This is a genomic window from Erythrobacter sp. (assembly GCF_040217515.1).
Classification (GTDB): Bacteria; Pseudomonadota; Alphaproteobacteria; order Sphingomonadales; family Sphingomonadaceae; genus Erythrobacter.
The window spans coordinates 336,458-348,457 of the sequence record NZ_JAVJPT010000004.1; the positions used below are offsets into that span (position 1 = coordinate 336,458).

General features: G+C 67.3%; 14 protein-coding genes. 11 read left to right on the forward strand and 3 right to left on the reverse strand.

Annotated elements, in window-relative coordinates:
• The first annotated feature begins 61 nt into the window (after positions 1 to 61).
• Positions 62 to 718: an alpha/beta hydrolase gene (locus RIB52_RS05640; RefSeq protein WP_350173778.1), complete on the forward strand. Its 657-nt coding sequence runs from the start codon at positions 62 to 64 to the stop codon at positions 716 to 718.
• 200 nt (positions 719 to 918) lie between these two features.
• Positions 919 to 1,047 (forward strand): hypothetical protein, encoded by a 129-nt coding sequence (locus RIB52_RS05645; protein ID WP_350173780.1) that lies wholly within the window; start codon positions 919 to 921, stop codon positions 1,045 to 1,047.
• Here RIB52_RS05645 and RIB52_RS05650 read toward each other — a convergent pair.
• Positions 1,044 to 1,259: a hypothetical protein gene (locus RIB52_RS05650; RefSeq protein WP_350173782.1), complete on the reverse strand. Its 216-nt coding sequence runs from the start codon at positions 1,257 to 1,259 to the stop codon at positions 1,044 to 1,046. The two genes, RIB52_RS05645 and RIB52_RS05650, sit on opposite strands and share 4 nt — an antisense overlap.
• A gap of 104 nt (positions 1,260 to 1,363) precedes the next feature.
• Here RIB52_RS05650 and RIB52_RS05655 point away from each other — a divergent pair, with 104 nt between their 5' ends.
• On the forward strand, positions 1,364 to 1,744 hold the full coding sequence (locus RIB52_RS05655; RefSeq protein WP_350173784.1) for a DUF3597 domain-containing protein: 381 nt from the start codon (positions 1,364 to 1,366) through the stop codon (positions 1,742 to 1,744).
• Between the two features lie 53 nt (positions 1,745 to 1,797).
• Positions 1,798 to 3,681 carry a DUF885 domain-containing protein gene (locus tag RIB52_RS05660; RefSeq protein ID WP_350173786.1) on the forward strand — a complete coding sequence of 628 codons (1,884 nt, stop codon included), beginning with the start codon at positions 1,798 to 1,800 and terminating at the stop codon, positions 3,679 to 3,681.
• 212 nt (positions 3,682 to 3,893) lie between these two features.
• Here the strand turns inward: RIB52_RS05660 and RIB52_RS05665 are convergent, their stop codons facing one another.
• On the reverse strand, positions 3,894 to 4,253 hold the full coding sequence (locus RIB52_RS05665) for a hypothetical protein (protein WP_350173788.1): 360 nt from the start codon (positions 4,251 to 4,253) through the stop codon (positions 3,894 to 3,896).
• Between the two features lie 142 nt (positions 4,254 to 4,395).
• Positions 4,396 to 6,003 (reverse strand): phosphoenolpyruvate carboxykinase, encoded by a 1,608-nt coding sequence (locus tag RIB52_RS05670; RefSeq protein ID WP_350173790.1) that lies wholly within the window; start codon positions 6,001 to 6,003, stop codon positions 4,396 to 4,398.
• Between the two features lie 330 nt (positions 6,004 to 6,333).
• Between RIB52_RS05670 and RIB52_RS05675 the strand changes: the two genes are divergently transcribed.
• From RIB52_RS05675 to RIB52_RS05705, 7 genes are all read left to right on the forward strand, one after another.
• Positions 6,334 to 7,215 carry a response regulator transcription factor gene (locus tag RIB52_RS05675; protein WP_350173792.1) on the forward strand — a complete coding sequence of 294 codons (882 nt, stop codon included), beginning with the start codon at positions 6,334 to 6,336 and terminating at the stop codon, positions 7,213 to 7,215.
• Positions 7,216 to 7,241: 26 nt separating this feature from the next.
• Complete coding sequence (locus RIB52_RS05680) at positions 7,242 to 8,879, forward strand: sensor histidine kinase (protein WP_350173794.1); 1,638 nt, start codon at positions 7,242 to 7,244, stop codon at positions 8,877 to 8,879.
• 6 nt (positions 8,880 to 8,885) lie between these two features.
• Complete coding sequence (locus tag RIB52_RS05685; RefSeq protein WP_350173796.1) at positions 8,886 to 9,338, forward strand: HPr kinase/phosphorylase; 453 nt, start codon at positions 8,886 to 8,888, stop codon at positions 9,336 to 9,338.
• A 75-nt stretch (positions 9,339 to 9,413) separates the two neighbouring features.
• The gene (gene rapZ / locus RIB52_RS05690) at positions 9,414 to 10,349 is read left to right on the forward strand and encodes an RNase adapter RapZ (protein WP_350173798.1); all 936 of its coding nucleotides are present in this window, start codon (positions 9,414 to 9,416) and stop codon (positions 10,347 to 10,349) included.
• 58 nt (positions 10,350 to 10,407) lie between these two features.
• Positions 10,408 to 10,848 (forward strand): PTS sugar transporter subunit IIA, encoded by a 441-nt coding sequence (locus RIB52_RS05695; protein WP_350173800.1) that lies wholly within the window; start codon positions 10,408 to 10,410, stop codon positions 10,846 to 10,848.
• Between the two features lie 34 nt (positions 10,849 to 10,882).
• Entirely contained in the window at positions 10,883 to 11,173 is a 291-nt protein-coding gene (locus tag RIB52_RS05700) for an HPr family phosphocarrier protein (RefSeq protein ID WP_350173802.1), read from the forward strand.
• A 24-nt stretch (positions 11,174 to 11,197) separates the two neighbouring features.
• Positions 11,198 to 11,998: a TrmH family RNA methyltransferase gene (locus tag RIB52_RS05705; RefSeq protein ID WP_350173804.1), complete on the forward strand. Its 801-nt coding sequence runs from the start codon at positions 11,198 to 11,200 to the stop codon at positions 11,996 to 11,998.
• Positions 11,999 to 12,000: the final 2 nt, after the last annotated feature.

A 12,000-nucleotide genomic window follows, 5' to 3' on the forward strand; every position in this document is an offset into this window, starting at 1 on the left:
CGCGCTTTGGCGGGGACCAACCGGTCGCCCGCATTCGATTCTACGCAAGGTTCACACCCGGATGCCCTCAGTCATCTTCCCCGGCCCCGAAGGCCGCCTCGAAGGCCGTTTCTCCCCGCCCCCGCGCCCGCGCGCGCCGGTCGCGCTGATCCTCCATCCCCATCCCGAAGGCGGCGGGACGATGAACGACCGCATCGTGCAGCGCCTCTACCAGACCTTCTCCGATCGCGGTTTCGCCACCCTTCGCTTCAATTTTCGCGGTGTCGGGCGCTCTCAGGGGAGCTTCGATTCGGGCGTCGGCGAACTCAGCGATGCGGCCTCGGCGCTCGACTGGGTGCAGTCGATCCACCCCGAAGCGCAGCAGACCTGGGTCGCAGGCTATTCCTTCGGCGCGCTGATCGGCATGCAACTGCTCATGCGCAGGCCGGAAGTGCGCGGCTTCATCTCGGTCGCGCCGCCGGCGAACATGTACGATTTCTCCTTCCTCGCCCCCTGCCCCGCTTCCGGGATCTTCGTGCAGGGCGCGGCAGACACGGTGGTCCAGCCGACCGCGGTCCAGAAGCTCGTCGACAAGCTGCGCACGCAAAAGCACATCACCATCCACCACGAGGAAATCCCGCGCGCCAACCATTTCTTCGAGAACGAGATGGAGGAATTGATGGGTTCGGTCGACAATTACCTCGATTTCCGGCTCTCGCCCGATTGTCCGATAAAGTGACTTCGTACATACGGGGGCTTTGTTCGGCGAAAGCATCGCGCAATTTTGTTGCAGTTTTAGGATAGGACCTGATTAGCAACGGGTCCCGATCGCCAACCCGAAACAATTTTGTTATTCGGCTGCACGGTCTTATCCTGACCTGCGCGCGGGGGCCTTCCTACTTTTCCAGCGCCCGCAGGCACAGGGAAAGGCTCCGTCCCATGAACCCTCCCGCCTATCGCGCGACACCCAACCCGGCCACGCGTCTCGGCGGTCTCGGCGTGCCCGCCGCGATCGCCGCCCGGATCGTTGCAGGGCCTGCCGTCACCGCCATTGCGCCCGAATACTAGCCCTCCCCGGCCCGCTCCAGCCCTTCGAGCGGGGTCGTCCCGTCGGATGTCGGCACCGTCCAGATCAGCACGTTCGCCACCGCGATCAGCGCCAGCAGCACCATGAGCGCGGGGTTCCTGACCTCGCCTGTGCGCCGCCACAGCACGAAAGCGCCGCCAAGCAATGCGAGCGCCGCCAGCATGACGATGGAAAGCACGATATCGGTTGTCATGGCCGCGCTTCCCCACTTCCGCGAAGATCAGGGGCGCTTGATCGATTATGTAACATGGGCGCGATAGACCTTTCGCGGGGTCGGACAAGCACAGGAGGAAGAGTATGGGGATTTTCAGTTCGATCAAGGATGCGATCTGGGGCGAGGACGAAGCGGACGACGCGGACAAGGCCGAAAAGCCCGCCCCGGCCCCGGCGGCCAAACCCGCCGCACCGGCAGCGCCCGAACCGATGAGCGAAGTCGACGTCGCCTTCAAGCTGGATTCGATCGACGGCTCCGACAGTCTCAACTGGCGCACCTCGATCGTCGACCTGATGAAGCTCATCGGCCTCGATGCCAGCTACGCCAATCGCAAGGAACTGGCCGAGGAAATGGGCATGACCGACTATTCGGGAGAGGCCGAAGAGAACATCGCGCTGCACCGGCACGTGATGACCAGGCTGGCCGAAGCGGGCGGTCGCGTGCCCGCCGATCTCAGGGACTGACACCGCTCGCGGTGCGATTGACACGATGCGGGCGGGCATTAACACCCGCCCGCATGAGAGAGAGACATCGCTTCCCCCGCACCTCGATTTCCCGCCGCCAGGCTCTTGCAGGGCTCGGCGGAACCTCCGCGCTTGCCCTGCTGCCGGGCTGCGCGGGCGGCTATTCACAGCCCAGCCTGCGCGATACCCCGCCCGCCTCGCTTTCGCCCGACCGGATGCTGGACACGATCGCCTATGCCATGCTCGAACACGAGCCGGGCCGCGCGACGGGGCTGGGGATCGACAATGGCGACCATGCTGGGTGGCGCGGCACTTTCGGCAAGGTCGGCGCGGAAGGGCGCGAGGCCTATGCCGCGACCCTGCGCGATGCGCTCGACCAGGCGCGCGCCTATCCGCGCGAGGATCTGACCGCGGACCAGCGGATCGGCTTCGAAGTGGTCGAGACCGCGTTCGAAAGCGCGCTGGAAGGCATGGCCCTGCCCTATGGCGAGGTCGCGGTGGGTTCCTGGCGCAACGCGCCCTATGTCGTGATCCAGAATGTCGGCGGCTATATCGACTATCCGCGCTTTTTCGGCTCGACCCAGCCGGTGCGTTCGGATTCGGACGTCTATTTCTACCTCAACCGGCTCAGCCAGGTCCCCACCATCCTCGATGCCGAACGCGAGCGGATGCGCGCGGCGCGCGGGCTGGGCGTGGTCCCGCCCGACTTCCTGCTCGACAAGGCGATCGCGCAGATGGAAGCGAGCATTGCGGCGGCCGCCGAGGGCACGCCCTATGCCGGCCCGCTGGCCGAGGGGATCGGGCAAAACCTTCCCGAAGGCAGCTTTGGCGAACAGGTCGAAATGGCGCGCGACATCAGCCGGCTCGACATCGCGCCCGCGCTCGAACAGCAGCTCGACGAACTCAAGGCCCAGCGCGCCGTCGCCACGTCGGATGCGGGGCTGTGGGCGCGCCCGGGCGGCGAGCAATGGTATGACTGGGCGATCCGCGCCTCGACCACGACCACGCTTTCGCCCGACGAGATCCACCGACAGGGCAAGGAGGAACTGGCCGAACTGCACGGCCGGATGGACCCGATCCTCAAGGAGATCGGCTATACCAAGGGCTCGGTCGGCGAACGGATGCAGGCGCTGTCGAAAGACCCGCGCTACAAGTTCGCCCCCGGCGACGAAGGCCGCGCCGAGATCATGGCCTTCATCGAAGAGCGCATCGACTGGATCAGGGCGCAGATGCCGCGCGCCTTCACGCAGCTGGTCGATCCCAATCTCGAGGTGCGCCGCCTGCCGCTGGCCGAGGAACCGGGCGCGCCGGGGGCCTATGGCGGGGCGGGGAGCAAGGACGGGACCATCCCCAGCCGGATGTGGATCAACCTGCGCACCACCGACCTGCACCGCAAATACGACCTCGCCGACCTCACCTTCCACGAGACGATTCCCGGCCATGTGTGGGAGGGCGAATTTTCCAACCGCCTGCCGATGATCCGCTCGATCCTCGCCTTCAACGCCTTCAGCGAAGGCTGGGCGCTTTACGGCGAACAGCTCGCCGATGAACTGGGCGCCTATGACGAATTCAAGGTCGGGCGGCTGGGCTACCTGCAAAGCCTCGCCTTTCGCGCCTGCCGGCTGGTGGTGGACACCGGGCTCCACGCGAAACGCTGGACCCGCGAGGAAGGCCGCCGCTTCTTCGTCGAGGAGAACGGGTCCAAGCCCGAGGAAGTCGCATCCGAGGTCGATCGCTATTGCAGCTGGCCCGGGCAGGCCTGCGGTTACAAGGTCGGCCACACCCGCATCGTCGAGGAACGCGCGCGCGCCAAAGCGGCGCTGGGCACGGCCTATGACCTGCGCGAATTCAACACCGCCGTGATCCTTGGCGGGAATGCGCCGCTCAACGTCGTCGAGAACACGGTGAGCCGCTACATCGCCTCCGCGCGCGGGTGAGGGGTTATTGCGGGCGGGATGCCCGGCATCCCCCCTCGCCGATGCGGGCTTGACCCGGACGCACCCATCCGCGCCTGCAAATCCTGACGCTTGCGGAGCTATTCCAGAACAAGCGGCCCGATATTCCGTGGGTCGATACGTCCGGCCAGAAAAAGGCGAAGCGCGAGGACAGGTCGACGCAGGGCAAGCTGCTCTGACCGGCCCGCGCCGGTTCAGCTCTTCCCGCCGAACAGCCCCTTCGCCATGCCGGCAATATCGTCCATCGGATTGCCGTCGCCGTCGAAATCGAGCAGCTCCGCGAGCGAGGACGGGTCCTCCTGCACCATCCGGGCGAATTCGGACAGCGAACCCTCTCCGCCGACAGCCGAGACGATCTGCGAGAGCACGCCGGTGTCGAGCCCGGTCCGCTCGGACGCGAGTTCGACCGTGTCTCCGTCCATCTGGTGCGTCTGGCCGAGCACGGCGATCGCCTTTTCCGCCATGGCCGGATCGATCCCGACCGTGCTGGCGAGATTGGCCACGTCGTCGGGCGCACCGCCGATGTTTTTCAAGATACCGTCGAGCATGCTCATGTCTGTCCTCCCTGTTTACGCACGATGGGAATCACGCTTCGTCCGATCATGGCAGACCGGTGTGACGGTGCAAGGACGCTTCCGCGCCCTTGCAACCGGCCCAGCGCCCCCGGTGTCAGGCCGCGGCAGGGGCCGTGTCTTGTTATGCCGCGGCAGGGGCCGCTTGGCGCACGCCTTCGTCGACATGCGCTTCGAACTCGGCGAAATTGTCGATGAACAGCTGCACCAGCTTCGCCGCCGTCGCGTCGTAATCGGCCTTGTCCGCCCAGGTGCTGCGCGGGTCGAGGATCGACTGTTCGATCCCCGCTTCGGCCAGCGCCGGGGCCGAGATCGGCACGTCGAAGCCGAAATTGGGGTCCTGCCGGAATTCGACATTGTCGAGATCCCCGTCGAGCGCGGCATTGAGCAGCGCCCGCGTCGCCTTGATCGGCATGCGATTGCCCACGCCGTATTTCCCGCCGGTCCAGCCGGTGTTGATGAGCCAGCACTGCACGCCGCCCGATGCGATGCGTTCCTTGAGCAGATTGCCATAGACGCTCGGATGGCGCGGCATGAAAGGCGCGCCGAAACAGGTCGAGAACGTCGCTTCGGGCTCGGTCACGCCGATTTCGGTCCCGGCGACCTTGGCGGTGTAGCCCGACAGGAAGTGATACATCGCCTGTTCCGGGGTCAGCCGCGCGATCGGGGGCAGCACGCCGAAGGCATCGGCGGTCAGCATCACCACATTACTCGGCACGGGGCCGAGATTCTTCTCGCTCGTGTTCGGGATGAAATCGATCGGATAGGCCCCGCGCGTGTTCTCGGCGAGCGAGTTGTCGTCGAAATCGAGTTCGCGCGTGTCCGGGTCCATCACCACGTTTTCCAGCACCGTGCCGAAACGCCGCGTGGTGGCGTAGATTTCCGGCTCGGCCTCTTCGGACAGGCGGATCATCTTGGCATAGCAGCCGCCTTCGAAATTGAAGACCGCCGTGTCAGACCAGCCGTGCTCGTCGTCCCCGATCAGCGTGCGGCTGGCATCGGCCGACAACGTGGTCTTGCCCGTGCCCGACAGGCCGAAGAAGACGCTGGTCTTGCCGTCGGCGGAAATGTTGGCCGAGCAGTGCATCGGCATCACGCCGCGGGTCGGCAGGAGGTAGTTGAGGATGCCGAAAACGCTCTTCTTCATCTCGCCGGCATATTTCGTGCCGCCGATCAGGATCAGCTTCTCGGAGAAATTGACCGCGATCACCGTCTCGCTGCGGGTGCCGTGACGCTCCGGGTCGGCGCGGAAGCTGGGCAGATCGATGATCGTGTATTCGGGCGCGAAACCGGCGAGTTCGTCAGCCGTGGGGCGCACCAGCAGGGTGCGGATGAACAGGTTGTGCCAGGCCAGCTCGTTGATGACGCGCACGTTCACCCGGTGTTCCGGCTGCGACCCGCCGAACAGGTCGGCGACGTAGAGCGTGTCCTTCTCCGCCACGGCCTCCATGAAATCGGCCTTGAGCGCGGCGAAATGTTCGGGTGTCATCGGCACGTTGACCTTGCCCCACCACACGCTGTCCTCGGTCTCGTCATCGCGGACGATGAACTTGTCCTTCGCGCTGCGGCCGGTATGCGCGCCCGTCTTGACCACCAGCGCGCCATGCCGGGACAACGCACCCTCGCCATTGGCAAGCGCGGCCTCGACAAGCTCGGGAGCGGAGAGATTGGGGTGGATTTCGGCGGGGGTCTGGATGCCCTGGCCGGCAAGCGAATGGGCGAGCGGGGTCAACTTTGGTGTCTCCTGAACCGGATGGCGCTGATGCAAACTCGATTGTTTCCGTCTGGGCTGGAAGGCCAGTGCATGCACCCGACACTCACGCGACCGAAAGGCGATTCGCGGCGCATCCGGCCCCCCGAGCCTGTTCGGCATAGGGACGCGCCGCCGCGTCGTCAAACCGGGCTGCAAGGGCCCGCCCAAGGCACGGCGCGATCCCGCCGACATTGTCTTGGCCGGTCGCAGGCGCTAATTCGCTGCGGGGGCACTTTGTTTTCGCAACCTGCCCATGCGCCCGGCCAGCCGGGCGGCGGGCGAGCAAGCGCGAGAAAGGAAGGACACCCGATGCCGGCCAGCGGCGATCCATACGGTGAGAGCGGGCCATCAGGTGAAAGCTGGGCGCAAGCCGGCCCCGGCTCCGGTGGCGGTGGCGGTGGCGCACCCGGCTCAGAATCCGAAGCCGCCGGAAACGCAGCAGCCGGGCTCCCGGCGGGCGGCAGCGAGCGGAGTACGGGCGGCTCGGAGATCGCGCTGGTCGACGACGATCGCAACATCCTCACCACCGTCTCGATCGCGCTGCAGGCCGAAGGATTCGTCACGCGGCTCTATTCGGACGGCGAAACGGCGCTGAAGGCGCTGCTCGACAACCCGCCCGACCTTGCCGTGTTCGACATCAAGATGCCCAAGATGGACGGGATGGAACTGTTGCGCCGGGTGCGCGAGCATTCTCCGCTGCCGGTCATCTTCCTGACCAGCAAGGATGACGAGGGCGACGAGGAAGCCGGGCTCGAACAGGGCGCGGACGATTACATCTCCAAGCCGTTCAGCCAGCGCCTGCTGATCGCGCGCATCCGGGCAATCCTGCGGCGGGCCGAGCCGGTGCGCACGGGCACCGTCGAAAGCGGGGAGGCCGCGCCCGCCCACCCGATGATCGCGCGCGGGCGGCTGTTCATGGACCCGGCGCGCCATCACGTCACCTGGGACGATCGCCCGGTCAGCCTGACCGTGACGGAATTCCTGATCCTCGAGGCGCTCGCCGCGCGGCCCGGCGTGATCAAGAGCCGCAACCAGTTGATGGATGCGGCCTATCCCGACGACGTTTTTGTCGACGACCGCACGGTCGACAGCCACATAAAGCGGATGCGCCGCAAGTTCCGCAGTGTCGATCCCGAATTCGGCGCGATCGAAACGCTGTATGGTGCGGGGTACAGTTTCAGCGATGCCTGACCTGCGGCTCCCTGATGGTTCCTGCCATGTCTGATCGCCGGGGCCTTGCGCGCATGCCTTCCCCTGCGCGGGTTCCGGGGCGCCTGCCGCCGGGTGCGCGGCGCGGCGCGACCGACGCGCAAGCCGGCGTGCGCTGGGGCGAGCAATTCACCACCACGGGCCGCTTCGCGCTCACGGCGCGCATCCTCGTCGTCAACATCCTCCCGCTTGTCCTGCTGGGCGGCGGGCTGTTCTATCTCGATTCCTATCGCACCCAGCTTATCAACGAACGTTTCAAGCTCGCCCGGATCGAGGCGCAGATCACCGCCGAGGCGCTCGCCGGGGCGACGCGTGAGCGGCAGGAGGCGCTGCTTGTGCAAATCGGCAAGGAACAGCGCATGCGCCTGCGGATGTTCGATGCCGAGGGGCGGCTGCTCGCCGACAGCTTCGCGCTCGACGAGCCTGCCTTCCAGTTCGACGACATCAGCGACGATGGCTGGGATCAGCAATTCGCGCGCTGGCTCGACCGGACGGTGGACACGATCGTTTCGGCGGAACCGGTGCAGGACTATGTCGAACCCGAAGCGCAGGAGGCGGACGCCTGGCCCGAACTCGCCCGCGCGCGCGAGGAGGGGGTGAGCCAGGTGCGGCTTTACGACTGGCGCGACGGCACGCCGGTCATCACCGCGGCCGCGCCGGTCGGGCTCAACGGGGCGACGCTGCTGACGGTGCGCAATGCGGTCGACATCACCGAAAGCGTGCGCGCCGCGCGCTCGACCCTGGGAATCGCGGTGCTGTGCGTGCTCGCCGCCTCGATCCTGCTCTCGCTGTTCCTTGCGCGCACCATCGTCACCCCGCTGCGCCAGCTCGCCAAGGCGGCGATGCGCGTGCGCGCGGGGCGCGAGCGCGAGGTCGAGGTCCCGCGCCTGCCCGAACGCCGGGACGAGATCGGCCTGCTCGCCCGCGCCGTTTCGGACATGACGGGCGCTCTGCGCCACCGGATCGACGCGGTCGACAGCTTCGCCGCCGATGTCGCGCACGAAATCAAGAACCCGCTCGCATCCTTGCGCAGCGCGATCGAATCGCTCGCCAGCGTCGAGGACCCCCGGCTGCGCCACGAACTCCAGCAGATCGCCACCCATGACGTGCGCCGCATCGACCGGCTCGTCTCGGAAATTTCCGATGCCAGTCGGATCGATGCCGAAATGAGCCGCGCCACGCTCGAGCGGATCGATCTTGCCGATCTCGTAGGCGCGATCGTCGGCAGCCGCGAAAATCGTTCGGAGAACGAGGGCCGCGCGATCGAATTGCAGGCGCGCGGGTTCGCGCCGGTGGTCGCGGGCGTGGGCGCGCGGCTCGAACGGGTGGTCGAGAACCTGCTCGACAATGCGGTCTCGTTCTCGCCGCCCGATGCCCCGATCGAGGTGGCGATCGACAATGACGGCGACTGGGTGACGCTGTGTGTATGCGATGCCGGCCCCGGCATTCCCGAGGATTCGCGCGACAAGGTGTTCCAGCGGTTCCATTCGGTCCGCCCCGAGCAGGAGGATTTCGGGAACCATTCCGGGCTCGGCCTGGCCATCGCGCGGGCCATCGCAGAGGCGCATGACGGCACGCTGACCGCCGAAAGCCGCCCCGACGGACAGCGCGGCGCGTGCCTGCGCCTGTGCCTTCCCGCCGCCTGAGAGCCCATGACCGGCAAGCAGAGCACGGTGATACAGGCGAGCGCGGTGGCGATTGCGGGCCGCGCGCTGCTTGTCGAGGGACCACCGGGCAGCGGCAAGTCGAGCCTCGCTCTCGCGCTGATCGACCGCGGCGCGATGCTGATCGGCGACGACGGCGTGACCCTTTCCCGCGCGAGCGGCGGCGCCCTTCTCGCCGCCCCGCCGCCCAACATCGCCGGGATGATCGAGCTGCGCGGGATCGGGATCGTGCGCCTCGAAACCGCCCCGCCCGCCCCGGTCGGGCTGATCCTCACCCTGCCCTCCCCCGGTAATCCGCCGCCGGAGCGCCTGCCCGAACGCGCGGAGCGGCGCACCCTGCTCGGCTGCGAGATCCCCGTCCTCGGCTTCGATCCCGGCACGATTGCCCCGGCGAGCCGCGCCGAATGGGCGCTGCGGCTGCACGGGCTCGATCCGCGCTGAGGCGGCCGGGTCCTGTGCGAGCAGGTGCAAAAAAGGCGCTTTCCTTAACCGCTTCATGCAGCGAAAATGGGCGGCATGACCCGCTCGACCGATCCCGAGGCCCCGCCCGGCGAATCCCGCCAGCGCCTGCTGCTCGTCACCGGCCTTTCGGGCGCGGGCAAGTCGACCGTGCTCGACGTGCTGGAGGATCTTGGCTGGGAGACGATCGACAATTTTCCCGTGCGCATGCTCAAGCGACTGGTCGCCCGGCCGGGCGATGAGCACGGGAAGCTCGCGATCGGCTTCGATTCGCGCACGCGCGGTTTCGTGCCCGCCGATGTCATCGCGCTCGCCAAGGAACTGGCGGGGCGCGATCATCTCACCACCAGCTTCATGTTCCTCGACGCCGCCGATGCCGAGCTCGAGCGGCGCTACAACGAAACCCGCCGCCGCCACCCGATGGCCCAGGGTCGCCCGGTGCGCGACGGGATCGGCGCAGAGCGCGAACTGCTCGAGCCGCTCAGGCGCTGGGCCGATATCGTGATCGACACCACCGCCCTGTCCACCAACGACCTGCAGGCGCGGATGCGCGAATTGTTCGGCGAGAAGGACGGGACGGACCTGACGCTGACCGTGTCGAGCTTCGGCTTTGCGCGCGGGATGCCCCCGCTCGCCGACCTCGTCTTCGACATGCGCTTCCTCGACAATCCGCACTGGGTGGAGAGCCTGCGCGAGCTGACCGGGCGCGACGAAAGCGTGGGCGCGCATATCGAAAAGGATCCCGCTTTCGGCGATGCCTTCGCACGCATCCGCGACCTGCTTTTGACCCTGCTCCCGCGCTACCACGCGCAGGGCAAGGCCTATGTCCATGTCGCTTTCGGTTGTACCGGGGGAAGACACCGTTCGGTCTACACCGCAGAGTGCATGGCGCGGGCCTTGCGCGAGCACGGATTTTCGCCCACTGTCCGCCATCGCAACCTCGGCTCGCGCGCCGCCGACGAGCTGGAGCGCACGCGGGCCGGGGCCACATGACCGATCCTCTCTCCAACGCAGCGTGACAACGCCCGGACAACACGGAATTTTCTCCCGCATGATTGGTTTGATACTGGTCACCCATGGCCGCCTTGCCGACCAGTTCGTCGAAGCGATGGAGCATGTCGTCGGACGCCAGGACGGGATTGCGACGGTCTGCATCGGCCCCAATGACGACATGGAACAGCGCCGGGCCGAAATCGCCGACGCGATCGGCACGGTCGATGCGGGCCAGGGGGTCATCATCCTCACCGACCTGTTCGGCGGGACCCCCTCCAATCTCGCCATCTCGCTGCTCGACGCGGGACGGGTCGAGGTCATCGCGGGCATCAACCTGCCGATGCTGATCCGCCTTGCCGGCGCGCGCAAGACGATGGGCGTGGTCGAAGCGGTCGAGGCCGCGCAGAGCGCCGGACGCACCTACATCACCGTGGCGAGCGAGCTGCTCGGCGAGGATTCCCGCACCCCGCCGCGCAAGGCGAGCGGCGGGTCGGGCTGACAGCGGGAACGGGCCGGGGAGAGGGGCCTTGGACATGAGCGAAAGCGAAACCGAAATCCGCCGCACGGTGACGATCGTCAACCGCCGCGGCCTACACGCCCGGGCGAGCGCACGTTTCGTCGGCGCCGTCAGTGCGCTTGCCGACGGCGTCGATGTGCGCGTGGCGAAGGACGGCAACAGCGCCTCGGGCGGCTCGATCCTCGGCCTGATGATGCTCGGCGCGGCCAAGGGCGACGAGGTCGAACTGGTCGTCGCGGGCGCGAACGCAGCGGCGGTGATGGAAGACCTTGCCGCGCTGGTCGAAAACGGCTTCGGCGAGGAATAGGCGCGTCGGGCCGCCGGGAAATCCATGCACAGGCACATCACCGGCTTTTCCAATCCGACGGTCAAGCACCTGCGATCCCTGCGCGATCGCAAGCACCGCCGACGAGCGGGCGAATTCCTGGTCGAAGGGCTGCGCCTGCTGGAAGATGCGCGCGCGAGCGGGCGGTTGCCGCGGCTGCTCGTGAAGGCCGAAGGGCGCGAGACGCACGAATTACTTGCCCGGATCGAGTCCGAAGTCGTGGCGGCGGGCGGCGAGATCGTAACCACGACGCCCGACATCCTCACCAAGATCACCGGCAAGGCGAACCCGCAGGCGGTTGCCGGCGTGTTCGGGGAATGGGACACGGGGCTGGCCCGGCTCGACCGCGGCGCCGCAGCGATCTGGCTGGTCGCGCAGGACCTGCGCGATCCGGGCAATCTGGGCACCATGCTGCGCACGGGCGATGCGGTCGGCGCGGGCGGGCTGATCCTGGTGGACGACTGCGCCGACCCCTTCAGCGCCGAAGCCGTCCGCGCGAGCATGGGGGCGGTGTTCACGCAAGCGATCGCGCGGGCTCGGTGGACCGAATTCGCCGAATGGCTGCGCAGCGGGGAGGGCCAACTCGTTGCTGCGTCCCTGCGCGATGCCGTGCCGTATCGCGGCGCGCCCTATGCCGCGCCCTGCTTCATCCTGATCGGCAACGAATCTCAGGGCCTGCCCGAGTCCTACGAGGCCGCATGCGACCTGCGTGTGACCATGCCGATGCGCGGCCGCGCGGATTCGCTGAACGCAGCCGTGGCGGGCGCGGTGCTGGCCTACGAGGTGCTGGCGGCGCTGGAAGGGTGAGC